Origin of the sequence: Mesorhizobium sp. M0051 (assembly GCF_040323235.1) — a bacterium.
In the GTDB taxonomy this organism is placed as follows: domain Bacteria; phylum Pseudomonadota; class Alphaproteobacteria; order Rhizobiales; family Rhizobiaceae; genus Mesorhizobium.
In genome coordinates, this window is the sequence record NZ_JAMYUT010000012.1 from 107,192 (window position 1) to 133,422 (window position 26,231).

Sequence of the window (26,231 nt, forward strand, 5' to 3'; positions counted from 1 at the left end):
TGGGGAGCCAGTTCTCATCCATGTTGCCGTTGAGGTCGGCCGCGCCGAGCTACCCCTGTGAGCCGGAAACAGCCTTTCGCCTGTTCGACCTTTTCATTCATATGCCTCTCGAATATGCCCTCGAGCGTGCCGGCAGACCGCACAGGCGAGGTGTCGCAATCGGCGCATTGCCGCCTTCACGTCACGATGACCGGCGCCGCTTTCGCGATCCTCGTTGCAATCGTCCTGCCGACTGTGACCCTGTTGTCCTGGGTGATCTGATCGAGGTTCCCGGCCAGAAGGCGGGCTGCTTTATCGGCCAGCGCTTTGGCCGCAAGACCTGGCCAGCGCTCGAGAGGACGCCGGCCGAGTAGGGGCGCTGCCAATCTCCCCTTGAGGCGGAGATGTTGCCGATGGCGACAGAGGCGGTCGTGGCGCCGCGTTCCGGCGGCGCCGATGAGAGAGAATGCGCGACCAGCGCTTCTCGGGCTGCTCCGCCGCGCGTCCTTAACTTCCGAACCAAGGATTGCGACGATCAGATACCATCTCTGGTTAGTAGTCGCCGTTGTAATACCGGTCGTCGCAAGGCGCGGTGTAGATGCGGCCGTAGCGGTCCTGGTAGCGGCAGAGCTGCTCGCCGCGGCGCTGCGGGGTGGTGGCTGAGCCGACGACCGCGCCGAGCAGGGCGCCGCTGGCAGCACCAATGACCGTGCTCTTGGTGTTGCCGCCGATGGCCTGGCCGACGAGGGCGCCGCCGGCGCCGCCGATCAGCGCGCCGGTTCCGGCCCGCTGCTGGCCCTCGGTCTGCGCGCAGCCTGCCAGTGCTGCGGTCATCAGCACGGCGGCTATGGCTTTGTGAAAGTTCATGTGAGGTCTCCCTTGAAGGCCTGAAATCCCTATGGCTCGTCCCGTGCGGCCGCATTGCGGCGGAACGGGGGCACGGGGCCTCACGAAACAAAACATGGTTTCTCGGGCGTTGATTGAGGCTCGCCTTCGAGTTTCGAGCATCGTGCCATAGCAACAAGGCGCCATTTGACACAAAGTGTCCATGAAAATGTAACGAAATTCCAGCGCCAGTCGGCTAGGTTGGCAGGTTTAGGCGAACGTTCAAACTGCCTTTTAGGCGCTGGATGATGGAACAGGCCCATACGGCCCGTCGAGCTGCAGATGGAGCGCAACGCGTGCGCGCAGCCCAGTACGTGCGAATGTCCACGGACCACCAAAGCTACTCGATCGACAATCAGAAGGATGCAATCCGCGACTTCGCGGATGCGATGAACTACGAGATCGTAGCCACATATGAGGATGCCGGCCGCAGCGGTTTGAACCTTGAAGGTCGCGCCGGTCTGCAAAGGCTGTTGGCTGACATCGAGACGAAAATCGCCGATTTCGAAATCGTAATCGTCTACGACGTAAGTCGCTGGGGACGATTCCAGAACACCGATGAGAGTGCGTCATACGAGTACCGGTGCCATGCTGCCGGCGTCCGAATTGAATACTGCGGCGAGCAGTTTACGAACGATGGCAGCATCGGATCAGACCTGCTCAAGGCAATAAAGCGCAGCATGGCCGCCGAGCACAGTCGGGTGTTGTCGGTCAAGGTGTTTGCCGGCCAGTCCCGGCTCATTCGAAAGGGATATCGGCAAGGAGGCTCGTCGGGCCTGGGCCTGAGGCGTCTGCTTATCGACCGGCATGGATGCGCGAAGACAGCGCTCGCCCTCAAGGAGTACAAGAACCTTCAGACGGATCGGGTCATCCTCACGCCTGGACCACCCGATGAAATTGCGACAGTGCGCTGGATCTATGATGAATACGTGAAGGCCGGTCGGACCGAGCTTCAGATCGCGCGGTCGTTGAATGCCAGAGGAGTCGTCACCGATCTCAATCGGCCATGGAAACGCGAGTCTATTCGTCAGATACTCAGCAACGAGAAATACGTTGGCAACAACGTCTGGAATCACCAGTCATGCAAGCTCAAGAAGAAGAAGGTGACCAATGATGCGACCCGATTGGTGCGCGCCGATGGCGCCTTTGAGCCCATTGTCGACCGGAGAATTTTCGACCGCGCTCGAGCGATAGCCGATGCCCGCTCGTTTCGAATGAGCAACGATCAGATGTTGGTTGTGCTCTCCAGACTTTTGGAGAGGTATGGAACCCTATCGGGCCCGATCATGGACGCTGCACAAGACTGTCCGCCAAGCAGCCGCTATAGGAAAAAATTTGGCAGCCTGCTGCGAGCTTACATGCTTGTTGGATATGATCCGTCTCAGAACTATCGATTTCTTGATATCCGAAAGCGACTTCGTGAAATTCTTGAAGAAGTCGTTCAAACAACAATCGCGTCCATTGATCATGCGGGCGGCTCGGCGGTGCGTCAGGGCGAACTGGGAGTGCTTCGGGTCAACAATGAATTCACCGTATCCATCGCAATGGCGCGCTGCCGCAACACGCCATACGGCTATCCCCATTGGTTGGCCGCTCCTGAACAGTGTATTGCTCCGGACGTGAAGGTGGCCATTCGCATGAGCCCCGACAATCAGACAATCCTCGACTATCTGATAGCGCCAGCAAATGAGATTGGCGGAAAACCGTTGAATCTTGTCTTGAACAAGCGCCTGGCGTTCAACACCTTCTTCTTCAGATCGCTGGATCCGCTGTTTGCCCTGGCCGAACGCGCCGCCATCACGGCTGCACCCTGATGGACGCCACCAACAAGCGGATTTCGCTGCTGCGCCTGGACGCGATCAAGGTCACCAACCCGCGCACTCGAGGCAAGAAATCCTTCCGAGATATTGTCGACAGCATCGAGAGCGTGGGCCTGAAACGTCCCATCACAGTAAGGAAAAGAGAGGTTGACGAAGGCGCTTTCACGCACGACCTGGTGTGTGGTCAGGGGCGCATTGAGGCTTTCAGGCTGCTTGGCCAGACCGAGATTCCTGTGTTTGTCATAGAGGCAACCAAGGCCGAGGCACTGCTCAAAGGACTGGTCGAAAATTTCGCTCGCCGGTATCATACAGCATATGACCTTCTTCGGGACATCGGTCGACTCAAAGAAAGCAACTATACCGACGCCGATATCGCGGCAAAGATCGGTCTTTCGACCGAATATGTCAGAGGGATTGCACGCCTCCTGTCAAAAGGCGAACAGCGCCTTTTGCGCGCAGTCGACTCCGGCCAGATTCCGCTATCGGTGGCAGTCGATATCGCATTGGCCGACGAGCCCGGCATCCAGGCTGTGCTTCAGCTTGCCTATAAGAAGAACCAGCTGCGTGGTCACAAGCTTGCGATAGCGCGTCGCTTGATCGAGAATCGGCGCAGGCGTGGGAAAGGCCTGGGAACGTTCCTTCCAGAGCGCGCGAAGAACCCTTCTGCGGCAGCGTTGATGAAAGCCTTCAAAGCGGATACGGACAGAAAACGCATTCTGGTCCGCAAGGCAGATGCCGCGCGGAACCGCCTTCTGTTTGTCACCCACGCACTGCGGCAGCTCATGGCAGAAGAGGCATTCCAGGACGTTGTTAGAGCGGAAGGGCTGGACACCTTGCCACGGAATCTGGCGGCTAGGATCAGCAGAGTTGAGCCCGCATGACATCGAAGTACTCCACAGTTCCGGACATAAAATCCGCGTTTGAACGCGACACAATTCGCCTCCGGCTAGAGGACATTCAGCCGCTTCACCTGTTCACCGAAAGCGCCAAGGAAACTCCGAAATACCAACAGGTCAGGTCGTCTGTTCGCGAGATCGGACTTGTGGAGTTGCCCGTAGTTGCAAGGGATAAAGACACCCCGGGCAAGTACCTATTGGTCGACGGCCACATGCGTATCGAGATCTTGCGCGAGATAGGCGTTACTGAGGTTGAGTGTCTGGTCGCAAGCGATGACGAGGCATTCACCTACAATAAACGGGTGAGCCGGCTCGCGACGATCCAGGAACACTTCATGATCCTGAAGGCTATCGACAGCGGTGTGCCCGAGGCGACGATAGCAACAACGCTCAATGTCAATGTCGCCCAGATCAGGCTCAAAAAGCACCTGCTGAAAGGGATTTGTCCGGAAGTGGTCGAAATACTCAAGGACCGTTTCGTCCCAACGAACACGTTCATTGAGCTACGAAAGTTGGGCGCCGTGCGTCAGATCGAGGCAGTGCAGCTGATGGTCGCCATGAACAAGTTCTCGATCAACTACGCGAAATCCTTGGTCGGCGCGACGCCGCAGTCGCAGCTTGCCGACACGTCGCAGCCGAAGAAACTGGCTGGCCTCAGCGATGCCCAAATCGCGTTGATGGAGAACGAGTCGGCCAACCTCGATAGAGAGTATCGGCTCATCGAGGCGAGCTACGGATCTGACCATCTGGATCTGGTGGTGGCCACAGGGTATCTTGCCCGGCTCCTGGAAAACGCCCGCGTTGTTCGATATCTCGCGCAGAGCTTCCCCGAGATTCTTGCTGAGTTTCAGAAAATGACCGAGGCCGTTCGAACGCCTGTCTAGTCTTGCTAAGCTCGTCGGCATACCACCGACGTTTCAGCCATCCGCCTCATATGAGCATGATGCGTGCTTGTCTCTGGTGTTCCGGAGCGGTCCTAGCAGCGCCTCACCTCGGGCGCGTATCGGCAGCATGGCCCACAGAAAAGCGTTTACCAGACCTGGACTTTCGATGAGCGAGTGCTCAAGAAAATGTTCATCTTATTACGCCAAAGTTGGCAGTTAAAGCAGCAACAGCAGATGATAACTCATGCAACGCGTCGTTAAATTGTTGCCTGAAAAGGTGCGCGGCAGCAGGGTGGCATTTGGTGTCTTGGTTTATGCAGTGATCACATGTGCTGTAGGCGGCTGGGCTTACTCCAGCGGTCATAGGGCTGGCCGAGTGTCTCAATTGAGGGACCAAGTGTCGGCCTATAACAGGCGGATGGGCCTGGATGACAAGTCGAATGAGTTGGGCCAAGTCTTTCTTTGCCAGGAACTCGGCGGCATGCTCGAAGAGTGTCAGAAAATCGGCCGCTGACCGCACGTCCCCCTCAGGGTGCCGGCTCGTCTATAGCCGTTCGATTGCCTTGTGACGCGGGGGCGCTGACAGTTTGCCCGACTGGCGCCGATCTGGCCATTTTCCCAACAGCGGAGCCGTTTCGTTTCCGCTTGCCGAGGTGCCTATGATCGGGATCAGCGATCCTTCCGCCTTGTTGGTGGTGCTGGGAGATTTCAGCTGCTCTATCTCGTCATCACGCCGCGCAATACGGCTTTCAAGATTGGCGATGCGTTCTGTCAAAAAGTAGCGGCCCACGGCGAACCCTCCGCTGCCAAAGAGCATGGCGAAGATTGCAAAGGGTGCGGGATTGGCGATTACGAACGTCGCATTCGCCTGAAAGAAATCGATCAAGTCATGCATGTCCAAGTCCTCTCAATTTCTCGGTAACCTGTGGACTTCTAACCTCGCAGGACCGGCCCCCGGTCGCCACTGGTGCAGAAAAGCGCAAGCTGAACAGAGCCCTTTTCCATAGCGCTTGATGAGTCCGGCCGGCCTCTCACCTCAGCATCCTGTGAGCATTTTGGTACGGGGCCTGCATAACCGTTTGCAGCGGCCCACCGTGGGCTCGCCTGGTGTCGGGATCTTTTCCACGCCATGTCGGCTGTTGTAGTAAACCAACATCACCCTGGGTCGGCGTCGGACGACAGCGTGCAAGCGGCTGCAGACCATCGCATCCGGAGAACGGCCCCGGTTCGATGCGCGTTCCCTCCCGGCCCTAACCTCCGTTCTGAGAATGTCCTCGGCGGGTCCACATTTAGCAACGACCCTTGTGTCAGCCGCGCGAATTAGCCGTTCGACAGGGCTATACGATACAAAGCGAGTTGTCGGCGAAGCGCCTCATTTTAGGCAATGAGGGGCAGCAACGCGACAACGACGTCGCCGCGAGCCTTATCAATCGTCCACCGATCCGTGTTACCAATTCAGGCAACCTCACCAGTCGGCGTGCCTCGGCGCTTCCGGCATAGCCTTTTCTGCTCAGATACTGCCATGAATAAGGAACATATTCCTCTCTGGTCAAGGCTTCATTTTAACTAGCTGTTCACTTTTTGTTCATGTTTTCAGCGGCGATTGTCCCTTTGACCAACCCAGCCAAATCATAGGCCGGCAGATCACCAAATCGAGGAACCGCGCACAATCGCCAACGTTGGGGCGAATGGACCAAGAGACCCATACGCTTCAAAGGTCGCATGGCCTTGAACTGGCTCATAGGCAGGCGGTGCACGAGGCGAACGCGCCGCAGATGCGAAAGGTTATTGACGAAGGGATAGCCGGCCTAGCTACTCAGCCGTAGGGAGCATGACCAGTGCGGCGCGGCTTGTGGAGAGGGCTGCCGCACTGGTCACTCTTTCACGGGGACAACCGCAATCTAAGGGCACGTCAGCGCCCGCGCAATTTCCCCAAAAGGATTACCCAGCCGTAGGGGAATGACTATAGCGGCAACAAAAACCCCGGATCATGCCGGGGCTCTTTGTGATCTGATCGCGATTTGGCGCCAGCTTGGGAGCCTTTACGACCTTTTTCAACGCGCGCTCATTCGGCTGGAATGATGTTTTGGTTCATACGAAATAGATTCGTGGGGTCATAACGGCGCTTCACATCTTGGAGCCGAGTGAGGTTCTTGCCGAAAGCTGCGGCAACCAGGTTGCCGGCATCCTCGCCAAGCCCGGGAAAGTTCAAGTAGACGCGGCCTGTCCCGTGCTTCTGCATCGTCGACCAGAACCGGCGCACCCAGCCGATGTTGCGTTCATCATCACTCCTGTTCGACCAGATGCCATCGATGCTCAGCATCCATGGCATGCCGCGGTTGCCGAAGGCGGTCGCCTCCGGAGCGACACGCGTCATAGCGCCGCCGAAGCGCCAGACGGACACGAACGTCATTTCGGAAGGGCGAGCTGCCACCTCGCTGAGGACGGTGTGCATCACCGCGTCATCGAAGGACCTTAGATAGAGTGACTTCCAGTAGCAGCGATCGCGGCCCTTCGGAAACAGCGCGTCATAGAGGCTCTGGATCGCCACGTAGGTCATCCGGCCGCTGAAATCGGCCAGACATTCGCCATAGCCGCGCAACGGCGCGAGCACGCGCTCACCCACATCGGCCGGACCGTCAAAGACGGTCGCCAGCGCGATGACCCGCCGGCCCCTCGCCTCGACGGGCAGCGATGGATCGTCGGGCAAGGTCGAAAATTCGGCGAGGCCGCTCACTGCGTCGGGAGCGTCTTCCATGAACTGGCGCCAAAGCGGCAGGACTTCCGCGGCACGCTCCTCCGGATAGGCGGGCGCGCAGAACATCAGCTCCGGCTCGATCGCGTGCAGCGCGAACTCGAACTCAGTGACGACCCCGAAATTGCCGCCGCCACCGCGAAGCGCCCACAACAGATCCGGGTTCTCGGTTTCGCTCGCGCGAACCAGCCGGCCGTCTGCAGTCACGATTTCCGCCGCCATCAGATTGTCGACACATAGTCCATGCCTGCCCCTTAGCCATCCGATCCCTCCTGACAGGGTAAGGCCGCCGATGCGGCCGTCGCGCCAGCCGAAAATCCCATCAGAAAGACCTTCTTGGGGTCGATGTCGGGCATTGCCTTGACGACCTTCACCGCCGCTACGGCGTCTTCGCCGCCTTGCGTGATCAACTGAAGAACAGCTTGGTTTCTATTCTGGACATCCGCTAGCACAGTAACGAACTTCGCACAGTTATCGTTTTCCCCGCGCGGCGTATGCGTATCGACTATAAAGATCGCAACGCCCTTCGACAGCAGTCTTTCGGTCACGAACTTCTCCTGCTGAAACTCAGGGGGAAAGTTCGGCCCGCCACAGGGGGGCATGTAGACTACTACCGGGAACGGTCCCGTGCCCTGGGGCTTGAAAAGCGCGCCCGCAATTTCCTTGACCGCCGGATCATTGACCGGGATCGGAATGACATTGGTGTAGCCACCACCCATCGGCGGTGCCGCCGCCGACCATGACGGCCGAACAAGCATCACACCGGCCGCACCAAAAACCACAGCGGCCGTAATCAAGGCAGCATGCTTCGTCGCGCTAGCTAAAGTCATCGAGCACTCCCATTGCTTGCCGTTTGTTCCTATTTTCCCAAGCTTGGGGTGAGAGAGGATAGCACAACCTGCGACGGAGCGCCTCTGACCGACCCTAGATCGTGCGACCCGCAGAGAACTCAAGGGTGCCGTTTTTTGACCGGGGGTGTCCCTCCTGCTGGTCGTTGGTGCACGCGGCACAGCTGAAGGTCAAGCGGCGCTACCCCAGAGGCAGCCTCCCTTGCCACTTCTATAGGCGTCTTCTCGCAGCTAACCTGGTTTGATCACGCCGATGGAGACAGGGGCGGGGCGCTGCCGGTCTGGCCGGTCCGGGCCCGCGGCAATTCTTGCTCTTACCTGTCTCTCGACCGACTCTGCCTCGCGTTTAGAATAAGAAAATGATCGGACCCAGCGGATCGGTCGTATCCTCGGGCGCTGGGCTCAAGTTTCTGGTCGGGCGGGCATTGGCCAACGGACGAGCTGCAAACGCCGAGAAAACGCGACGCCCCAGCGCTCCCCGAGCGAACCAGGAGCGACGCCGGCCCGAGGCTCGGCACGGGATGGGAGGCCCGGACCCTAACCTTGGCTGCGCAGGAGTATGCTGTTCGTATCCGTCCCAAAGATACGCCTCAAAGGCCCCGCCGCGCGGTCCGGTCGCTAGACAATTCTTCCTGCCTTCTAATCTCGCAGCGGTGTTTGAGGCTTTTCCCCTAACGCCCTCTCGCGGCCGAGGCCGCATCCACGCCGTAGACTTGAAACACGGACTTCGCAATATCCAGACCGATCGTCGGTAACGTTGCTCATTATAGCGCTCCTCCAGCTCTAATCCCGCGATCATACCGTAGGAGGGAGGAGAGCCGTCCACCGCATCAGAAGCGGACTTGCGGCTTGGAATGTGAGAAGCGGACGTTCACGCGCCCCCATGCATCGACGCGATCTGACCCGAAGCCGGTCGTTCCCCGGGTCAACATGGACGTCGCGGAACTGCGGGAAGCCGTCATTCAGACAGTTCAGTTAGCGATGGCTTCGGCAGCATCACTTCGGCCAGTGCCGTGCACCGGCACGCTTTGGAGTACGAGCGGTGCTGAGCACTTGAGCACCCATTCGTTCGCATCAGTGCTAATCTGTTGCAGCAATAAACCCGGTCCAGATGGGGATGAACTCGTTTCCAATCGACCGATCGTGCCCCTGACCGCTAACGACGAAATTTTGCCGGTCCGCATCTCTCCCACCGGAGCGCGCGTGATGGTACTCAATCACGGAACCGCAGAGCGAGACTAAGCTGTTTGATGCACGAGGTGGCAGTCATATCAGCTGTATCGGATCACTCGGCGCGCAGGGCTTCGATAGGCTGAAGCCGTGCAGCCTTGCGGGCGGGATAATAACCGAAGAAGACGCCCACGCAGGCGGCGAAGCTGACGGCAAGCAGCACCGCGCTGAGATCGATGACGACCGGCCATTGAGCGAATGTGCCAATGGCAGCCGCCGCGATGATCCCGATGGATACACCGAGGATGCCACCCATCAAAGCAAGGGTGATGGCCTCGACGAGAAACTGAGCAAGAATATCTCTTTGGCGCGCGCCCACCGCGAGCCGCAGCCCGATCTCGCGGGTGCGCTCCGTAACCGTCACAAGCATGATGTTCATGATGCCGATGCCGCCGACCACCAGAGACACCGACGCGACCGTGAAAAGAAGCAGTGATACGGCGTTCGTTGCCGTTTCCTCAACCTCCGCCGCCTCGGCCAGATTGCTCACCATGATGGTTTCTTCCTGGCCCGGCTGCAGCCGGTGCCGCTGACGCAACAGGTCATGAATGGCCGCCATAGTGTCCTCGGCCGACACGCCCTCTGCGAACTTGACCGTGATATTGTGGACCTGCCAAGGATTGGCACGGCTGGTCCCAACGAATTGACGCCGAGCTGCCGTTATTGGAACCAGCGCAACATCATCCTGGTCGTCGCCCCACACGCTCTGGCCCTTGCGCTCGAGCACACCGATGACGGTGAACGGCACATCGCGTATGCGCAACGGGGCACCAACGGGGTCGGCCTGGCCGAACAGCTTCTCCCGCATTGTGGTCCCAAGAAGCACCACATTGGCGGCGCGCCTGTCATCTTCCCATATCATTTCACGCCCGGCCATGACGACCCATTCGCGCGCGATGAAATAGCTTGGAGTGACACCGCGAAGAGCACCCTGCCAGTTCGAGTTCCCGACCGTAAACTGAGCCCGGCTGTAAAGGAGCGGCACCGCAACAATGACGCCGGGGATCTCCGATTCGATCGCCACCGCATCGCCTTCGCTCAGGCGCGGAGCGGCACCACTGCCAAGCTGAACGCTGCCCATGCGTGCGCTGCCTGGAGTGACGCTGATAAGGTTGGTGCCGAGGCTGCGAATCTGAGCCGCGATGCGTTCGCGAGCGCCATTGCCGATGGACATCATTACCACCACAGCGGCGACACCGATGATGATGCCCAGCATGGTAAGGGCGCTGCGCAGGCGGTGGGCGCGCATCGATCGCAAAGCCGCTCTCGCGCTACTGGGCATTGTTGTAGATCAGCGACAGACGGCCTTGGGAGCCCGAATGCCATGCGTGCTGCGTAGCAGGATGGTCGGCCACCATGCGCCCGTCGCGGAAGGTCACGATGCGACCGGCATTGGCGGCAACCTCCGGCTCGTGTGTCACCAGCACAATGGTGAGCCCTTCACCATTGAGACGGCGGAAAATCGCCATGATCTCTTGCCCGGTCTGACTGTCGAGCGCTCCGGTTGGCTCGTCGGCAAGCAGGACCAAAGGCTCGGTGACCAGAGCGCGGGCAATGGCAACGCGCTGCTGCTGTCCGCCTGACAACTCCGCTGGTGTATGGCTCGCTCGGTCGGCCAGGCCGAACTTTTCGAGCAACGAGAGAGCGCGGCGACGGCGCTCGGCGGCGCGCATGCGACGATAGACGAGCGGCAGTTCAACATTTTCCAGCGCACTGGTGCGCGGCAGTAGGTTGAAAGACTGAAATACGAAACCAATGCTGCGGTTGCGGATTGTCGCGAGCGCATCCTGGCGGAGGCGGCCGACATCAATGCCGTCAAGCCGATAACTGCCTTCGGCTGGCCTGTCGAGGCACCCCAAAATGTTCATGAACGTGGACTTGCCGGAACCTGAAGCTCCCATCACGGCGACGAAATCGCCCTGTTCAATGTTCAGGCTAATGCCGTCGAGCGCCCACACCAGTCCGCCGCCGATGCGGTAGCTGTGACGCAGAGCCTCGACCGCGATCAGGACCATCCCCGGTGCCTCACTGCAGCCGGAAGCGAACCAGGACCGAAGAGGCCTCGGCATCCCGTCCTGGTGACGCGGCGAGCCCGGTAATGACCGGCTGCCCCTCGGCCAGCTCTCCAGCCAGAATCTCGCTCATTCGGCCGTCGCTGATCCCGATTCGAAGCGCAACCGGTGCCGGCCTGCCGTCCCGTCCCAGTACAAAGACTTGCCCAATCGATCCCGACTCCACGCCGTTCTCAACCGATTTTAATAGGGGAGTCTCATTCAGACGGGCCTCCTCTAGGGTGCCGCCCCGTGGCCGGAAGCGCAGAGCGGCGTTTGGCACTTTCAAGGTATCTTTCCGCTGTGCCACCACCACCTGCAAATTGGCAGTCATACCGGGCAGCAGCAGCTCGTCGGGATTTTCGGCAGCGATCACCACTACGTAGGTGACGACGTTCTGCACGATCTGCGGTGCTTTGCGGATCTGCTTTACGGTGCCGGCGAAGACGCGCTCGGGATAGGCATCGACTGTAAAGGTGACCGGCTGCCCTATCGAGAAGCGGCTGATATCAGCCTCCACCACTGAGGCTTCGACCTGCATCTGCGCGAGGTTCTGTGCGATTGTGAACAGGACCGGGCTTTGGAGGCTGGCCGCCAAAGTCTGGCCACCGCTGACGGCTCGGTTGACCACCGTGCCGGTGACTGGCGAACGGATATAGGTACGCTCAAGATCGATCTGCACCTGACGCAGGATAGCCTGCTTCTGCTTCACCTGCGCCAAAGTGTTCGCAAGCTGCCCCTCTGCCATGTGGAGCGCCGCCTGAGCCGCGCGGACCGACGCTTCCCGCGACAGCTCATCCGCACGGGCCGCAGTTGCCTGCGCCTCGGCCGATCTGTAGGCGTTCTCAGCATGCTCCAACTCGCCGGATGCGATGACCTTGCGTTGAGCGAGGGGGCGCTTGCGTTCCATATCCTGTGTCGCACCGTCAAGCCCAACTTGGGCGCGCAGGCTTTCAGCCTTCGCGGAGGTGCGCCTTGCCTCGGCAGTTTCCACCTCAGCCAATGCCTGCTCAACCTGCGCTCGCTGCACCAGTACAAGCGACTCGGCCATCTCAAGCTCGGCTTGGGCCTGCGCCACCTTTGCCTCGTATATTTCTGGCTCCACCCGAGCGATGACCTGGCCCTCCCTCACGCTGGAGTTGAAATCGGCATAAAGCTCCTTGACCAGGCCGGATACTTGCGAGCCCACCTCGACCAGAACCAGCGCGTTCAGCGTGCCGGCAGCCTGCACGGTTGTAACAATGTCGCCCCGCTCCACGGCTGCTGTGCGGTAGGAGTGTGCGTTCAAATCGTCGGAGGAGGAAGACAAAAAAGCTGCCAGCCGATCAAGCCCTGGCGGCAACTGGCCGAGCACCGACGACGGCGACGCTTGGCTCGACGGTATCGCGGCCGCGCCCAGGAACGCCGTTGCTAGCAACACAATGCGCATCATCTTCAGAACCAATTGGAGACGCAGAGTTGATCGGCCAACAGGCGAAGCGTGGGTCGATGCTCCCGTCTCATCCCATGTCTGATCATTGAGGTGCCGCCATGGGGCGGCACCTCAAAAAAGGGCCCGTTACTACTTGCAATGCCCCGGGTTGCCCGTGCACGTGGTGACGGGATCGTTGCCGAGATTGCCTTGGCCGGTCGTCGTGTCCTGCGATGCCGTTCCGTAGGCGTTGCCATTCACATCCTTAGTGGTTTCAGGGTAAACGCAGATAGAGTTCGGGCCGTCTTTAGTGTACGTTCCGCCGGCGGCTTCGCACTCCGTTGACGACCCAGAGGCGAAAGCGGCACCCGACCCGAGCACAAATGCACTGCCCATGAATGCGGCCGCTGCCGCCAAAATCAACCAATGTCTGGACATTTGATCCTCCCTTCGTTTTGCCAGAGCCAAAGTTGCACAACGCGCTGCACAGGCCCTCTCTGGCACCAGCCCGCAGCGCAAGGTAAGGATTGCCCGCCGATCTTTGATCAGCCGGTCAGTGGAAGCCTGGATCTTTTAGATTAACGAATGCGAGGCAGCCGGCAGCGGTACTCTGTCACCGCGCTTCCGAAGACTCTTGTGCATGTGTCTGTTTGTCGGCAGCGCTGCAACCGACAGCAATGCGACCCGACGTAACCGTCGACGTTGCTTAATTCCCCATTGCCAACCAAACTGGCAAGTCGGTCATTGGAACCAAGCCTCTCACTGAAGATAAGCGTTAACTATTTATCGCGCCATTGCAACCGATATTTTTCACGTTAGACCGAACTGTATTTTGTTATTATGTATAGATGTTGAGTCTACGCCTTATGCGTAGACTTGTAGGCTAAAAGAACTAGTTACGCCCCCTTTTTACTCCCTGCGCAGGACGCAAGCCGTCATCTCCTTGGCACGCGAGTGCCATGTATCTGGGCCGTCACAGTCGATGCGCGCTGCCCCTAACTTGGCTTGCTATATCGTCCGGGAGCGCAAGCGATTTGAAGTGAGATGAGCTTGTCCATCTCACCAACATCCACAAGAAGCGTCGCCGGTCCCTCGCCGCAGGGAAGGTTAAGCGAAGGGCTCTCCGCGCTGTCGAGGCCGGCGATCTGCTCGGATACAGGGCCGGGCCTTAGCAGCGAATCTCCTCAGCAGACAATGTCCTCAATGCGGATCGGAAAGCGGCGCGCCCTTACACCCGTCGCGTGCCAGATGGCGTTGGCGATGGCGCCGACCGTGCCGGTGATGCCGATCTCGCCGACGCCCTTGATGCCGAGCGCGTTGACATATGGGTCGTCCTCGTCGATCAGCAGCGCTTGCATATCAGGAATGTCGGCATGGACCGGGATGTGATAGCTGGCAAGGTCGGCGTTCATCGGCCGGCCGCTGCGTCGGTCGTGGACCGCCTCTTCATGCAGTGCGAAGGAAAGGCCCCAGATCATGCCGCCATAGAGCTGGCTTTTCGCCAGCTTCGGGTTGATGATGCGCCCGGCGGCAAAGGCACCGACAAGCCGCGTCACCTTCACCTGGCCGAGATTGGCGTCGACCTTGACCTCGGCGAAGACCGCGCCGTGCGAGAACATCGCCCGCGCCTCTGCGTCCGCTGGATCACGCCCGCCGGCGCCCATGCCTTCCAGGGTCTTCAGGCCGGCCCGCGCCAGAATGTCGGCAAAGCTTTCGCTGCGGGTTTCGTCGGCGCGATGATAGAGCCGCCCGCCACGCGCCTCGACGCCGGCATTGCCGGCACCAAACAAAGGCGAGTCCGGGGCGTTGACGGCAAGTTCCGCCAGCTTGGCGATGACGTCGGTGCCGGCGTTGTGGAGCGCGGTGCCCGCCGTGGCGGTATGACCCGAGCCGCCGGCGACGCCGCCGTCGGGAAGCTCCGAATTGCCTGAGCGGAATTCGATTTGATCGATACTCAGGCCGAGCCCGTCGGCGGCGATCTGGGCCAGCGCCGTCCACGCGCCCTGGCCCATGTCGGCCCCGGCGGTCTCGACCAGCGCTGTGCCGTCGGCGCGCAGCGTGGCACGCGCCTCGGCCTGGAACATCGGTGCGTGGAACAGCGCCGTGCCCATGCCCCAGCCGACAAGGTTTCCGCCCTTGTCGCGCATCCGCCTGGGCTCAATCGGACGCCCGGCCCAGCCGAATTTCTCCGCGCCCCGCGCATAGCATTCGCGCAGCGACTTGGCCGAGAACGGCTTGCCGGAGGCCGGATCGGTCTCGGCATAGTTGCGCAGGCGGAATTCCAGCGGGTCGAGCCCGCAGGCAAGTGCTGCCTCGTCGATGGCGCATTCCAGGGCCGCCGAGCCGGTGGCCTCGCCCGGCGCCCGCATCGGCCCCGGCGTGCCGATATCGACGCGCACCGCCGAATGCCGGGTCGAGATTGCCGGGCTGGCATAAAGGTTCAGCGAGGCGTTGGACGCGGGTTCGATAAAATCGTCGAAGCTGCTGGTCATTGCCACCGTGCGGTGTTCCAGCGCGGCCAGACGCCCTTGCGCATCCATGCCAAGGCGGAGCTGTTGACGCGTCGCGCCGCGATGCCCGACCGGCCCGAACATCTGGTCGCGTGGCAGCGCCAGCTTGACCGGGCGCCCGAGCATGCGCGCGGCCAGGATGGCCAGAATGTAGTGGCCGTTCATGATCGCCTTGGAGCCGAAGCCGCCGCCGAGGAAGGGGCTGCGCAGCAACACGTTCTCGGCCGGGATGCCGAAATAGCCGGCAAAAGCCGCGCGCGACATGACGATGGCCTGATTCGGCGTGTCAATGGTCAGCCGGTCGCCATTCCATTCGGCGACGATGGCGTGCGGTTCCATGGCGTTGTGATATTGCGGCGGCGTCTCAAAATCAGTGTTGATCCTGTGGGCCGCCGCGGCATGACCGGCGGCGATATCGCCCTTGTCGAAGCTCGGCGGGCTGCCGATTCCCACCGCCGGCGGATCGTAGGGCTCGCCGTCGTCGAAGCCGACATGCGCGGTCTCAGCCTCATAGGTCGGCGCGAGCAGCCGCGCGCCTTCGGCCGCGGCCTCCAACGTCCCGGCGACGACCAGCGCGATCGGCTGCTTGGCATAGCGCACGCGGTCGTTCTGCAAGGCGTCGAAGCGGAAGTCGAACAGCGAGTGTTTGTCTTCCGGGTCGAGCGCCAGCGGCGGGCAATTGGCCGGCGTGATCACCTCGACGACGCCGGGATGGGCTTTCGCCGCCGCCACGTCGAGCGAGGCGACGCGGCCGCGCGCGATGGTGCTGACCGCGACCACGGCATGCAGCATGTTTTCCGGATGGTTGTCGGCGGCGAAGGTCGCGGCGCCGGTGACCTTGAGCACGCCGTCGCGGCGGCTCAGCGGCTGGCCGCTCGAAGACCCCATGCGGACATGGGGGGCGGAAAAGGGAATGGTCTCAGGCATGGGAGGCAACTCCGGTGTCGGAAGCAAAGACGGATCCGGGCAGCGCCGGCATGCGGTCCGGCGTTCCGGCCGCCGCAAGGAGCAGTGCGCGTTTGACCACACCCTTCGCCAGTTCGATCTTGTAGGCGTTGTCACCTGAAGGTTTTGCGTCGGCCAGCGCGGCCGCAGCCGCCTTTGCAAAGGCGTCACCGTCCGGCGCGGCCCCCACCAGCAGCGCCTCTGCCGCGCGGGCGCGCCACGGTTTCGCGGCAACGCCGCCAAGCGCCAGGCGCGCCTCGCTGATCCTGCCATTCTCGATCCGCAAGGCTGCGGCGGCCGAGACCAGCGCGAAGGCAAACGAAGTGCGCTCGCGCAGTTTCAGATAGCGTGAGTAGGCACGGAAACCGGCTGCCCTGGCTGGCAGGCGCAGCGCGGTGACCAGTTCGCCCGCCGCAAGGTTGGTTTCGCGCTCGGGCGTCGCGCCCGGAAGCAAATGGAAATCCTCCAAAAGCGCCTCGCGGCGGCCGTCCCGTCCCTCGATCTCGACCACGGCGTCGAGGGCGACCAGCGGCACGCAGAAATCCGACGGGTGGGTGGCGATGCAGGCGTCGGACCAGCCGAGCACGGCATGGCTGCGGTTTTCGCCGCCCAGCGCGTCGCAGCCGGCGCCGGGGTCGCGCCGGTTGCAGGCGCTGGCCGCGTCATGGAAATAGGCGCAGCGCGTGCGCTGCATCAGATTGCCGCCGACGGTGGCGGCATTGCGCAATTGCGGCGAGGCGCCGGAGAGCAGCGCCTCGGCAACGGCCGGATAGGCGGCGGCGAAGGCCGGGTCGCGGGCGAGATCTGCATTGCGCACCATGGCACCGATGCGCAGCGATCCGTCGGCAAGCTGCTCGATGCGGTCGAGGCTGGGCAGCCTTGTGACATCGACGAGCTTTCCGGGGCGCAACGCGCCGCCCTTCATCAGGTCGAGCAGATTCGTGCCGGCGGCGAGATAGGCGGCACCGGGTTCGGCGGCGGCTGCGACGGCTTCGGCCACCGAGGCCGGGCGGACGTAATCAAACAGGTTCATGCGACACTCCGTTCTTCGGTGGACAGGTGCTGCTGTGCGTCGAGCACGGCCTCGATGATGCCGGCATGGGCGCCGCAGCGGCACAGATTGCCGCTCATGCCCTCGCGGATGCGCTCCGGGTCGTTGCCGGCATCGCCCTCGCCGATGAGGCCGACCGCGCTCATGATCTGGCCCGGCGTGCAGAAGCCGCACTGGAAGCCGTCATGTTCGATGAAAGCGGCCTGCACCGGGTCGAGCCGGTCGCCATGGGCGAGGCCCTCGATGGTCTGCACATCGGCGCCGTCGAGGCTGACCGCCAGCGCAAGACAGGCGTTGATCCGCCGCCCGTCGACGAGCACCGTGCAGGCGCCGCATTGGCCGCGGTCGCAACCTTTCTTCGTTCCGGTAAGATGAAGCCGCTCGCGCAGAAGGTCGAGCAGTGTCACTCGCGGGTCTTCCAGCGCAACGTCCTTGCGGACGCCGTTGACAGTTAACGTGACGGACAGAGTCATGTTCGCTCCGATGGGTTATGTGTCGGAATTTTATCGACGTGGTGGGTCGGCTGTGCGACGCAGACAGCAAGCCTTTCGGGAGGCAGGGCGCGAGGCTACAATCAACATAATCCACACCGGCTGCCCGGAATGTGGTATACGGAGGGTGCCTCCGTTTTGCAAGCAAAAAATTGGGAATGAAAGGTAGATGGGCGAGAAAACCGAAAAGGCAAGCCGGAAACTGCGCGCCGATTCTGTCCGCAACCGGGACCGCCTGCTCGTCGCGGCGCATGACGTGTTCAGCGCCGGCGGCCCGGACGCCAGCCTGGAGGCTGTGGCCCGAACCGCCGGTGTCGGCATCGGCACGCTCTATCGCCATTTTCCGACGCGCGAGGCGCTGTTCCAGGCGGTTTACCGGCGCGAGATCGACCAACTCGTCGATCTGGCCGTGACGCTCGCCGCCGAGGCGCCGCCGCTCGAGGCGCTGCGCCGCTGGCTGCATGCCAATGTCGGCATGGTCGCCACCAAGAAGGGCATGCTCGCCGCCCTTGCCCCGGCCGCCGGCAGTTCGACCGAGCTCTACGCCCATTCCGCCGCGCAGTCGGCCCGCTCCGTCGGCAATCTGATGGCGGCGGCCGTCGCCGCCGGCGAAATCCGCGACGACATCGCGCCGGAGGACGTCATGCGCGCCCTGATCGGCATGTGTTACACGCGCGACCAGCCCGGCTGGCAGGCCACCGTCATCCGCCTCGTCGACGTCTTCGTCGACGGCCTGCGCGTGCGCCGCGACGAAGCCGGGTGAGGGGCCAGGGACGGCATCGCATACGAGGGGGAGCGCTGCGTAGACGACCCCCTCCTTCTTGTGGGAGGAGCGCCAGCGAAGTGGCCGGATGAGGGGGTGCCTAGGCGAGACCGGTGTGGACAAGGGGGGTGGAAAAGGCGGTGGGTCGGGGCGGGAAGCTTTCAAGCCGGAGGCCGATCTGCGGCAGAAGCCCTCATCGAAGCCAATGCCCTGAACGGCCGGACTTGGGGCCGCAAGCTGACCGTCTGCGATTGGGAGCCACATGGGGTAAAGCAGCTGTTCCGCTATTGATCCTTGAGTATCTCAGCTCACGCGGTCGGCTAATGCAGGCCTCCTTAACAGCGTTGTTGTCGCAGCCCCGCTCCGCGCCAGCTTTGTCGGTACGGATCTGATTACAGTCGTCGTTGCGGCCTTGCTGTTGGTTGTGTGGTCCAATTTTATGACATCTTGCATCCTTTCCAACGCGAGTGGAACTTTCGGTGCCAGAGCAAAAAGATGCCGCCGAGCCTTGCGGCACGGCAGCGTCTTTTGCTTTTCGCGATGTTGTCCCCGATCAGGCCTCCAGGATAGCCACGATCTCGTAGGTATCCGGATCGACGATGACGATGCGTCCGTCGGCCAGCACGAAATATTCGTACTGTTCATAAGCCGGGACGATCTTGACGATACGCGGTGGCAGCCGATGCAGGCGGATCTTATGCCGGGGCACCTGGACGCCGACTGAGATGTCGAAGCCGACATCGCGAACCGGCTGGACGTGGGTCTCGTGGATGATCTGCGTGATCTGCGTCTTCTGCTCGACCGTCACGTTGTTGATCGAGGCCGTCTTGTTCTGGTCGGTCTGGACGTTGGCGTTGCCCTGGGCGTTCTGCTCGGTGGTTGTACCGGTCTTACCCTGGGCATTCTGCTGGGTCGGCATCTTGGTCGTACCCTGGGCGTTCTGCTCAGTAGTGGTGCCGGTCTTGCCCTGGGCGTTCTGCTCAGTGGTTGTACCGGTCTTACCCTGGGCGTTCTGCTGGGTTTGCATCTTGGTCGTACCCTGGGCGTTCTGCTCAGTAGTGGTGCCGGTCTTGCCCTGAGCATTCTGCTCAGTGGTCTTCATCTTGGTCTTGCCTTGGGCCTGCTCATTCGTCTTCGAACCCTTCGGGCAGTTGGTCATGCCGGTCTGGCACTTGGCCGTATCCTGAGCCTGCTCCTCGGTGTTGATGCCGGCTTTGCCTTGGGCCTGCTCATCGGTCTTCACCTTGGCTTTACCCTGAGCCTGCTCCTCGGTGTTGGCGCCGGCCTTGCCCTGGGCCTGCTCATCGGTCTTCACCTTGGCCTTACCCTGGGCCTGCTCCTCGGTGTTGGCGCCGGCCTTGCCCTGGGCATTCTGCTCGGTCTGCGACTTCATCTTGCTTTGGGGCTGCTCGCCCGCCTTGCCGCCCTTCTGGCAGTCGGCCTGGCCGGCGGCGCAATTGTCGCCTCCGCTCGGCTGCGCGGATTCGGTCTGCGCCATCGCGGCGCCGCACCCGACGCCGAGCGCGATCATGCTCGTGATCAGAAGATGTTTCATCTGATTTCTCCTTCGGAACTCGGTCCCTTCCTCCCATAAACCGCAGGCGAAAGGCATAGTTCCGAAATTTGCCCACAAAACCGGGTGATGTGAAAAACGCAGACAGCAATCTTGTCAGGAACAAGGCTCGGCCGTGCTCGATGAAGCCTGGCCACGAACGCCGGCTTCGGCGAGTACTACACGCTCGGCGGCGTTGGCGAGCGCCCGAGTGGCAAGAGGTGACGGCAAAGCGCCTGCCCTATCCGGTCGGCGATCTGCCGCGCGAAGTCATTGGATCACATGCGGCGTGGGCGTCACTGACTGCTTTTCCCTGTTTCTTATAACTCGTCAGGGGGGAATCGATGATCACGGTACCTTGATGCGGCCGGTTATTCTCCTGGCAGTAGCGGCCCCTCCACCGAAATTGCGCCGGGCGCAAATTTGGCCGAAAATGGTTATCGAAGCGATTGCGCAAACGTTTCGACAGCGCTACCTTAGTCCCAAATCCGCCAGAACCAATAAGAGCGGACCGGAAATGCATCATCAGGGAGGAGCGCTTGCCAGCACTCCAATTGAGCCGCCATGCCGACAATGGCTGAGGTCGCGCGCCGCGCCGGCGTGTCGCTTTCGACCGTCTCGCATGTCATCAACCGGACCCGCTTTGTCTCGCCGGAGAAGGCGCGGCTGATCAATGACGCGATTGCCGCGATGGGCTATCAGCCCAACGAGCTGGCGCGATCGCTGAAGATGGCCTCGACCAACAGCGTCGGCCTGGCGATCTCGGCGATTTCCAACCCCTATTTCACCGACATCATCTGCGCGGTGGAAGCCGAATGCGCGCGTCTTGGCCTCATGGTGTTCCTCTCCGACACGCAGGAGGATCCCGATCGCGAGCTGTCGGTGGTGCGCGCCTTCCACCAGCGGCGGGTCGACGGCGTTATCCTGGCACCGTCGGGCGCGCCGCAGCGCGCCATCGACTATTTGGCCGAGAAGAAGCTGCCCTGCGTGCTTATAGACCGCTTCGCAGATCAGCGCTTTGACCAGATCGGTGTCGAGAACGAAACGGCGATGCGGACGCTCATCGACCACGTCGCCTCCTTCGGTCACAAGCGCATCGGCTATCTCGCTGGCCAGCCGGGCTTGGCGACGACGCGTGAGCGCATCGAGGCCTTTCGCGCCTCGCTTGCCGCCAATGGACTTGAATGCCTGCCGCAGTATGTCTCGTGCGAGAACGTCGACACGGTGAGCGCTACGGCGTCGACCCACGCCATTCTGTCCCTGCCGTCATCGCCCACGGCATTGATCACCGGCAACAATATGACGACCATCGGAGCGGTACGGGCAATCCGCGAAAGGGGTCTCTCGATACCAGGGGATATCTCGCTTGCCGGTTTCGACGATTTCGAATGGGCCGATTGCTTCGAGCCGCGATTGACACTCGTCGCCCAGCCCTGCACCGAGATCGGCCGGCAGGCCGCGGCCTTGCTCTGCGCCCGCATTGCGTCGAGCGGCCTGGAGCCGCAGGCGGTCCGGCTGCAGGCGACGCTGCAGGCCCGGCAATCCTGTGCGAGGCCGGCATGAGCGCGCCGCTGCTTTCCGTCACCGGTGCGGTCAAGCGCTTCGGCGGTGTCCAGGCGCTGCGCGGCGTCGACTTCGATCTTAAGGCCGGGGAAATCCACGCGCTGCTCGGCGAGAACGGCGCCGGCAAGTCGACGCTCATGAATCTCTTATCGGGCGTCTACATCCCGGACGAGGGCAGCATCCTCATCGACGGCAAGCAGGTAGCCTTCAACAATCCTCGCGAGGCGCAGGCGGCCGGCATCGCCACCATCTTCCAGGAACTCGACCTGGTGCCGACGCTCGACGTCGCGGCCAACCTGTTCCTTGGCCGCGAACTGATGCGGCCGGGCGGTTTCCTCGACGTGCCGGCGATGCGCGGCGAGGCCCGCAAACGCTTGGAAGCCATCGAGCTTGCCATAGATCCGGCCAGCATGGTCGCCGATCTGTCGATCGGTCAGCGCCAGGTCGTGGCGATCGTCAAGGCGCTGTCCTACGCCTCGCGCGTTTTGATCATGGATGAACCTACGGCGGCACTGACGGTCGGCGAGGTCGAAAGACTGTTCGACATCATGCGCAAGCTCGCCGGCAGCGGTGTCGGCATCGTCTATATATCGCATCGCCTGGAAGAGGTGCCGCTGATCGCCGACCGGGTGACGGTGATGCGCGACGGCCGCGTTGCCGGGGTCACTGAGCCGCGCGCGCCGCAGGCGGAGCTGGTTCGGCTGCTGGTCGGGCGGCCGCTGGAGGAGCTTTATCCCGAACGCGCCAGGACGGCCGGCAAGACGCTGCTCAGCCTGCGCGACGCGAGCTTCCGGCTTGCCCATGAAAGTGCCGGATGGCAGCCGCCGACCGGCATCTCGCTCGACGTCAATGCCGGTGAGATCGTCGGCCTGGCCGGGATCATGGGGGCAGGGCGCACGGAACTGCTGAGCGCGCTCTATGGCGCCGGTCTGTCCGGCCGTTGGGAAGGCGAGGTCGCCATTGACGGCCGGCCGGTGAAATTGAATTCGATCAAGGCCGCGCGCGACGCGGGGATCGCCTTCGTCACCGACGATCGCCGAGGCAGCGGCCTGATGCTCAGAATGGCGGTAGGCCTCAACCTCGTCATGTCGGTGATCCGCCGCATCTCGCCGGCAGGCCTGATGTCGCCGCGCCGCCAGGCTGATGCCGTCAGGCAGTCATTCGGCCAGTTCGACATCAGGCCGAAGAACTCTGACATCGCCGTCGGCGCGCTTTCGGGCGGCAACCAGCAGAAGGTGGTGCTGGCCAAGGAGATTCTCGGCAATCCCCGGCTGCTGCTGCTCGACGAGCCGACACGCGGCGTCGATGTCGGCGCCAAGGGCGAGATCTATGCGCGGCTGCGGCAACTCGCGGCGCAAGGGCTCGGCATCCTGGTCGCCTCCAGCGAGATGCCTGAGTTGATCGGCCTGTGCGATCGCATCGTGGTGCTGCGCCAGGGGCGCAATGTGGCGGAATTCATCGGCGGCGTCGACGAGCACACGGTGCTTGCCGCGGCAAACGGCAGGGAGGCCTGATGGCGCAGGACAAGATTTCGATCGCAGGGGCGCCTGTGGTGCCCGTGCCGGCAGCAAAACATCGCGACCCGCTGGCCCTCATCGTGCGTTTCCAGAGCTTGATTGGACTGGTCCTGGTGGCGATCGGCGGCATCATCTTCTCGCCGCGCCGGCATGGCGAAATCCTGTTCCTCAACCCCGACAACATCGCCAACATCGTGCGCGCCGTGTCGGAAACCGGCATCATCGCCATCGGCATGACCTTCGTCATCATCACCGCCGGCATCGACCTCTCGGTCGGCGCCGTGCTTGGCCTTTCCAGCGTAGTGACCGCATCGATGATGATTTCGGGTGGCTTTGGCCTCATCCCGACCATCCTTGCCGTGCTGGTCATGGGCATCGTCTTCGGCACGATCCAGGGCACCATCTCCAGCCGCTTCCGGCTCGAGCCGTTCATCGTCACGCTGGCCGGCCTGCAGGCGGCGCGCGGGCTGGCGCTGGTGGTGTCGGGCAATCAGTACATCAACATTTCCTATGGCGACGGGCCTGGCCTGGCGCCCCCGGTGTTCGCGGTGCTTGGCGAACGCCTGTTCAGCAACACCGTTCCGGTGGCCACCATCGTGTTCATCGCCTTTGCCGCGATCGCCACGGTGGTGCTCAACACCACACGTTTCGGCCGCTATGTCTTTGCCGTCGGCGGCAATGAGCGCGCGGCGCGCATTTCCGGCGTGCCGGTGTCGATGGTGAAGATCTCGGTCTATGCCATCACCGGCTTTGCCTCCGCACTTGCCGGCATCGTGCATGCCGGCCAGTTCAATTTCGGCAGCGCCAATGACGGCATGGGCTACGAGCTCACCGCAATCGCCGCCGTGGTCATTGGCGGCACCAGCCTGTTCGGCGGCGCCGGCTCGATGGTCGGCACCGTTGCCGGCACCATCATGCTCGGCGCGCTCGCCAACATCCTTCAGCTCAACAACATCACCCCCGCCATGCAGCTGCTCGCGACCGCCGCGATCATCGTGCTGGCGGCAGTGCTTCAATCCCTCGTTCGCCGCCGCGAGGGTTTGGGCCGTTAGGACGAAGCGGCGGCAAGTAAGTGTCAGTCAACCAAGGTCTGGCCCCCCGGCCCGACGAGGAGGAGAGTGAATATGGAAACCACGAGAAAAAGGCGTGCCCTCAAGGCCGCGCTTATGGCAGGCGCTGGCCTGTGCATGGCGGGAGCCGCCCAGGCTGCCGGCCCGATGGTCAAGGCCTGCGCCAAGGACGGTCAGTTCATCATCGGCTTTTCGCAGGCGAACAATGCAGAACCCTATCGCCAGCATGTCAATGACGAGCTGACCGCGGCAGCGAAGCAAGTGCCAGGCTTCACGCTGCAGATCGCCGACGGCGCCGGCAACGTCAACACGCAGACTTCGCAGGTCGACAACTTCATCACCCAGAAGGTCGACCTCCTGCTGATCTCGCCCTTCGAGGCGGCACCGCTGACGCCTGCCGTCAAGCGTGCCATGGATGCCGGCATCCCGGTCATCGAACTCGATCGCAAGACGGTTGGCGATCCTGGCAAGGACTACACCGCCTTTATCGGCGGCGACAACTACAAGATCGCCATGGAAGCGGGCAAATACACCGCCAAGACCTTGCTGCCGGACGGCGGCGAGGCAGCCGTGCTCGAGGGACTGCCAAGCTCCACGCCGGCGGTCGAACGGCTGAACGGCTTTAAGGACGGGGTGAAGGCGAATGCCAAGATCCAGGTTGTGGCTGAGCAGGCGGCCGACTGGGTGCCGGACAAAGCCCAGACCGCCTTCGCCGCCATGCTGCAGGCGCATCCCGACATCAAGGTGCTCTACGCCTCGAATGATATGATGGCGGCGGGCGCGCTGCTTGCCGCCAAGGGCGCCGGCAAGGACGTCAAGATCATCGGCACCGATGGCTTGCCGGGACCTGCGGGCGGCATCGAAGCCGTCGCCAAGGGTGATTGGGCGGCGACCTTCACCTATCCGACCGGCGCCAAGGAAGCGATCGAAATGTCGAAGAAGATCCTGGTCGATTGCGCCTCGTCGGTGGAACCCACGGTCACCGTCGACACGACGGCGATCACGGCCGAGAACGCCAAGCAGCTGTCGGATAAGTAGCCACGGCTGCAACTCACGAGAAGAGGGCGGCCGCGACCCCGCCCTCTTTGCGTTCGCAACTATCAAAGGCAACTCAAAAGAGGGCATCGCGCTGAAAGTACGCCAAACAGGCTAAGGCGATTCCATCTTTGACAGACCCGGCAAAACGGCCGGCGCGGTATTGCCGGCGAGACAACAGTGAAACCCGCGTCGGCGCTGCGGCTAGTCATAGCCGCCCCGCCAACCTAGCGCTCGCCCGAAGCCGGGCAATCCAAGCACTTCGGTTTGGTTAAAAACGTACGGTGGAATCCCATTGTGCCTACGTCGGATGTGCTTATGAATCGAAGTCGTCACCAACTGGGTTACAGGGCGTCGGTGCTTGAGACTTCGCAAAGCTCCCGCCCTCTGATGGGGAGTTGGCATCATGGACCGGCCATGTAATCAGGTATCGCCTTTTGTCTGCGACGTTCTGCGCAGCGCCTTCATAAAACTCGTCATCGAAGAGAAAATCCCTGAAGATCGATGGCGTACGTTTGCTGAGCAGTTGATAAGCGACTTCACGGATAGCGATGACATCGATCCTGAGTTGCTGGAATGGATCATACGCAAGTAGCTGCGTAACCCGGAAACGATAAAAACCCGCCGTTGCGACGGCGGGTTTTTACCGTTCAGGCGAAGCCGTGGGGACATGCACCCATGCGGCGGCGGGGCTTTGGGGGGCACATTGTCTGCGCCGCACATGGCGCCTTTCCCCACGTAAGCCGAAGTGTAATTTTACTTCAGCGCTCACGCAATTGCGCCAAAAGGATTACCAGCCGTAGGGGAATGCAGGGGTGTTACCCTGCCAAGCGCCGCTGTCGGTCTCTACGTTCGTCTTCGATTGTAGCACGAACGACGAGAACAGATGGTGATTCTGATGGCGGCTCGTTTCGCAGGGCTGCAGCCGAAGAGGGAAAATGAAGCGCCGCACCCCACGCTTCACCCCACATTTTT

Annotated in this window: 22 protein-coding genes; 10 read left to right on the forward strand and 12 right to left on the reverse strand. The window is 61.9% G+C overall.

Translation table 11 applies throughout. The features are described from left to right. Nucleotides 1–531 precede the first annotated feature (531 nt). Nucleotides 532–846 (reverse strand): YMGG-like glycine zipper-containing protein, encoded by a 315-nt coding sequence (locus NKJ90_RS14960; protein WP_352486238.1) that lies wholly within the window; start codon nucleotides 844–846, stop codon nucleotides 532–534. 266 nt (nucleotides 847–1,112) lie between these two features. Between NKJ90_RS14960 and NKJ90_RS14965 the strand changes: the two genes are divergently transcribed. The 4 genes from NKJ90_RS14965 to NKJ90_RS14980 all read left to right on the forward strand — a co-directional run bounded on the left by NKJ90_RS14965 (nucleotide 1,113) and on the right by NKJ90_RS14980 (nucleotide 4,978). Next, nucleotides 1,113–2,678, forward strand: coding sequence for a recombinase family protein (locus NKJ90_RS14965; RefSeq protein ID WP_352486239.1), 1,566 nt, complete (start codon nucleotides 1,113–1,115; stop codon nucleotides 2,676–2,678). Then, a complete protein-coding gene (locus NKJ90_RS14970; RefSeq protein WP_352486240.1) occupies nucleotides 2,678–3,565 on the forward strand; it encodes a ParB/RepB/Spo0J family partition protein in 888 nt (295 codons plus the stop codon). The genes NKJ90_RS14965 and NKJ90_RS14970 overlap by 1 nt, the downstream gene beginning before the upstream one ends. Next, nucleotides 3,562–4,464, forward strand: coding sequence for a plasmid partitioning protein RepB C-terminal domain-containing protein (locus tag NKJ90_RS14975; protein ID WP_352486241.1), 903 nt, complete (start codon nucleotides 3,562–3,564; stop codon nucleotides 4,462–4,464). The genes NKJ90_RS14970 and NKJ90_RS14975 overlap by 4 nt, the downstream gene beginning before the upstream one ends. Nucleotides 4,465–4,708: 244 nt before the next feature. Further along, a complete protein-coding gene (locus tag NKJ90_RS14980) occupies nucleotides 4,709–4,978 on the forward strand; it encodes a hypothetical protein (protein ID WP_352486242.1) in 270 nt (89 codons plus the stop codon). A 30-nt stretch (nucleotides 4,979–5,008) separates the two neighbouring features. Here the strand turns inward: NKJ90_RS14980 and NKJ90_RS14985 are convergent, their stop codons facing one another. The 10 genes from NKJ90_RS14985 to NKJ90_RS15030 all read right to left on the reverse strand — a co-directional run bounded on the left by NKJ90_RS14985 (nucleotide 5,009) and on the right by NKJ90_RS15030 (nucleotide 17,738). Then, nucleotides 5,009–5,359, reverse strand: coding sequence for a hypothetical protein (locus tag NKJ90_RS14985; RefSeq protein WP_352486243.1), 351 nt, complete (start codon nucleotides 5,357–5,359; stop codon nucleotides 5,009–5,011). A 1,170-nt stretch (nucleotides 5,360–6,529) separates the two neighbouring features. Further along, a complete protein-coding gene (locus NKJ90_RS14990; RefSeq protein ID WP_352486244.1) occupies nucleotides 6,530–7,441 on the reverse strand; it encodes an FAD-binding oxidoreductase in 912 nt (303 codons plus the stop codon). Nucleotides 7,442–7,473: 32 nt separating this feature from the next. Continuing rightward, nucleotides 7,474–8,049: a dienelactone hydrolase family protein gene (locus NKJ90_RS14995; RefSeq protein ID WP_352486245.1), complete on the reverse strand. Its 576-nt coding sequence runs from the start codon at nucleotides 8,047–8,049 to the stop codon at nucleotides 7,474–7,476. A gap of 1,303 nt (nucleotides 8,050–9,352) precedes the next feature. Continuing rightward, nucleotides 9,353–10,513: an ABC transporter permease gene (locus NKJ90_RS15000; protein ID WP_352486246.1), complete on the reverse strand. Its 1,161-nt coding sequence runs from the start codon at nucleotides 10,511–10,513 to the stop codon at nucleotides 9,353–9,355. Between the two features lie 55 nt (nucleotides 10,514–10,568). Further along, nucleotides 10,569–11,312 (reverse strand): ABC transporter ATP-binding protein, encoded by a 744-nt coding sequence (locus tag NKJ90_RS15005; protein ID WP_352486247.1) that lies wholly within the window; start codon nucleotides 11,310–11,312, stop codon nucleotides 10,569–10,571. 10 nt (nucleotides 11,313–11,322) lie between these two features. After that, nucleotides 11,323–12,792 carry an efflux RND transporter periplasmic adaptor subunit gene (locus tag NKJ90_RS15010; RefSeq protein WP_352486248.1) on the reverse strand — a complete coding sequence of 490 codons (1,470 nt, stop codon included), beginning with the start codon at nucleotides 12,790–12,792 and terminating at the stop codon, nucleotides 11,323–11,325. A 117-nt stretch (nucleotides 12,793–12,909) separates the two neighbouring features. After that, nucleotides 12,910–13,197, reverse strand: a complete 288-nt coding sequence (locus NKJ90_RS15015; protein ID WP_352486250.1) for a hypothetical protein — start codon at nucleotides 13,195–13,197, stop codon at nucleotides 12,910–12,912. A 746-nt stretch (nucleotides 13,198–13,943) separates the two neighbouring features. Then, complete coding sequence (locus tag NKJ90_RS15020; protein ID WP_352486252.1) at nucleotides 13,944–16,196, reverse strand: xanthine dehydrogenase family protein molybdopterin-binding subunit; 2,253 nt, start codon at nucleotides 16,194–16,196, stop codon at nucleotides 13,944–13,946. After that, nucleotides 16,189–17,247 carry an FAD binding domain-containing protein gene (locus NKJ90_RS15025; protein ID WP_352486253.1) on the reverse strand — a complete coding sequence of 353 codons (1,059 nt, stop codon included), beginning with the start codon at nucleotides 17,245–17,247 and terminating at the stop codon, nucleotides 16,189–16,191. The genes NKJ90_RS15020 and NKJ90_RS15025 overlap by 8 nt, the downstream gene beginning before the upstream one ends. Further along, nucleotides 17,244–17,738 carry a (2Fe-2S)-binding protein gene (locus NKJ90_RS15030; RefSeq protein ID WP_352486255.1) on the reverse strand — a complete coding sequence of 165 codons (495 nt, stop codon included), beginning with the start codon at nucleotides 17,736–17,738 and terminating at the stop codon, nucleotides 17,244–17,246. The genes NKJ90_RS15025 and NKJ90_RS15030 overlap by 4 nt, the downstream gene beginning before the upstream one ends. Before the next feature lie 187 nt (nucleotides 17,739–17,925). On the opposite strand from NKJ90_RS15030, the gene NKJ90_RS15035 reads away from it, so the two are divergent. After that, the gene (locus NKJ90_RS15035; RefSeq protein ID WP_352486256.1) at nucleotides 17,926–18,519 is read left to right on the forward strand and encodes a TetR/AcrR family transcriptional regulator; all 594 of its coding nucleotides are present in this window, start codon (nucleotides 17,926–17,928) and stop codon (nucleotides 18,517–18,519) included. Nucleotides 18,520–19,072: 553 nt separating this feature from the next. On the opposite strand, the gene NKJ90_RS15040 is transcribed toward NKJ90_RS15035, so the two are convergent. Further along, nucleotides 19,073–20,050: a DUF1236 domain-containing protein gene (locus NKJ90_RS15040; protein ID WP_352486257.1), complete on the reverse strand. Its 978-nt coding sequence runs from the start codon at nucleotides 20,048–20,050 to the stop codon at nucleotides 19,073–19,075. Between the two features lie 585 nt (nucleotides 20,051–20,635). Between NKJ90_RS15040 and NKJ90_RS15045 the strand changes: the two genes are divergently transcribed. From NKJ90_RS15045 to NKJ90_RS15065, 5 genes are all read left to right on the forward strand, one after another. After that, on the forward strand, nucleotides 20,636–21,634 hold the full coding sequence (locus NKJ90_RS15045; protein WP_352486258.1) for a LacI family DNA-binding transcriptional regulator: 999 nt from the start codon (nucleotides 20,636–20,638) through the stop codon (nucleotides 21,632–21,634). Next, nucleotides 21,631–23,148, forward strand: coding sequence for a sugar ABC transporter ATP-binding protein (locus NKJ90_RS15050; RefSeq protein ID WP_023761766.1), 1,518 nt, complete (start codon nucleotides 21,631–21,633; stop codon nucleotides 23,146–23,148). The genes NKJ90_RS15045 and NKJ90_RS15050 overlap by 4 nt, the downstream gene beginning before the upstream one ends. Further along, entirely contained in the window at nucleotides 23,148–24,203 is a 1,056-nt protein-coding gene (locus tag NKJ90_RS15055; protein WP_352486259.1) for an ABC transporter permease, read from the forward strand. Before NKJ90_RS15050 ends, NKJ90_RS15055 begins: the two co-directional genes overlap by 1 nt. A gap of 72 nt (nucleotides 24,204–24,275) precedes the next feature. Further along, nucleotides 24,276–25,259, forward strand: coding sequence for a substrate-binding domain-containing protein (locus tag NKJ90_RS15060; RefSeq protein ID WP_352486260.1), 984 nt, complete (start codon nucleotides 24,276–24,278; stop codon nucleotides 25,257–25,259). A 403-nt stretch (nucleotides 25,260–25,662) separates the two neighbouring features. Then, complete coding sequence (locus tag NKJ90_RS15065) at nucleotides 25,663–25,851, forward strand: hypothetical protein (protein WP_023761770.1); 189 nt, start codon at nucleotides 25,663–25,665, stop codon at nucleotides 25,849–25,851. Nucleotides 25,852–26,231 lie beyond the last annotated feature (380 nt).

Coding starts and splice junctions, on each gene's coding strand:
- NKJ90_RS14960 (WP_352486238.1), bottom strand. CDS start 846: ATGAACTTTCACAAAGCCATAGCCGCCGTGCTGATGACCGCAGCACTG.
- NKJ90_RS14965 (WP_352486239.1), top strand. CDS start 1,113: ATGGAACAGGCCCATACGGCCCGTCGAGCTGCAGATGGAGCGCAACGC.
- NKJ90_RS14970 (WP_352486240.1), top strand. CDS start 2,678: ATGGACGCCACCAACAAGCGGATTTCGCTGCTGCGCCTGGACGCGATC.
- NKJ90_RS14975 (WP_352486241.1), top strand. CDS start 3,562: ATGACATCGAAGTACTCCACAGTTCCGGACATAAAATCCGCGTTTGAA.
- NKJ90_RS14980 (WP_352486242.1), top strand. CDS start 4,709: ATGCAACGCGTCGTTAAATTGTTGCCTGAAAAGGTGCGCGGCAGCAGG.
- NKJ90_RS14985 (WP_352486243.1), bottom strand. CDS start 5,359: ATGCATGACTTGATCGATTTCTTTCAGGCGAATGCGACGTTCGTAATC.
- NKJ90_RS14990 (WP_352486244.1), bottom strand. CDS start 7,441: ATGGCGGCGGAAATCGTGACTGCAGACGGCCGGCTGGTTCGCGCGAGC.
- NKJ90_RS14995 (WP_352486245.1), bottom strand. CDS start 8,049: ATGACTTTAGCTAGCGCGACGAAGCATGCTGCCTTGATTACGGCCGCT.
- NKJ90_RS15000 (WP_352486246.1), bottom strand. CDS start 10,513: ATGCTGGGCATCATCATCGGTGTCGCCGCTGTGGTGGTAATGATGTCC.
- NKJ90_RS15005 (WP_352486247.1), bottom strand. CDS start 11,312: ATGGTCCTGATCGCGGTCGAGGCTCTGCGTCACAGCTACCGCATCGGC.
- NKJ90_RS15015 (WP_352486250.1), bottom strand. CDS start 13,197: ATGTCCAGACATTGGTTGATTTTGGCGGCAGCGGCCGCATTCATGGGC.
- NKJ90_RS15020 (WP_352486252.1), bottom strand. CDS start 16,196: ATGCCTGAGACCATTCCCTTTTCCGCCCCCCATGTCCGCATGGGGTCT.
- NKJ90_RS15025 (WP_352486253.1), bottom strand. CDS start 17,247: ATGAACCTGTTTGATTACGTCCGCCCGGCCTCGGTGGCCGAAGCCGTC.
- NKJ90_RS15030 (WP_352486255.1), bottom strand. CDS start 17,738: ATGACTCTGTCCGTCACGTTAACTGTCAACGGCGTCCGCAAGGACGTT.
- NKJ90_RS15035 (WP_352486256.1), top strand. CDS start 17,926: ATGGGCGAGAAAACCGAAAAGGCAAGCCGGAAACTGCGCGCCGATTCT.
- NKJ90_RS15040 (WP_352486257.1), bottom strand. CDS start 20,050: ATGATCGCGCTCGGCGTCGGGTGCGGCGCCGCGATGGCGCAGACCGAA.
- NKJ90_RS15045 (WP_352486258.1), top strand. CDS start 20,636: ATGCCGACAATGGCTGAGGTCGCGCGCCGCGCCGGCGTGTCGCTTTCG.
- NKJ90_RS15050 (WP_023761766.1), top strand. CDS start 21,631: ATGAGCGCGCCGCTGCTTTCCGTCACCGGTGCGGTCAAGCGCTTCGGC.
- NKJ90_RS15055 (WP_352486259.1), top strand. CDS start 23,148: ATGGCGCAGGACAAGATTTCGATCGCAGGGGCGCCTGTGGTGCCCGTG.
- NKJ90_RS15060 (WP_352486260.1), top strand. CDS start 24,276: ATGGAAACCACGAGAAAAAGGCGTGCCCTCAAGGCCGCGCTTATGGCA.
- NKJ90_RS15065 (WP_023761770.1), top strand. CDS start 25,663: ATGGACCGGCCATGTAATCAGGTATCGCCTTTTGTCTGCGACGTTCTG.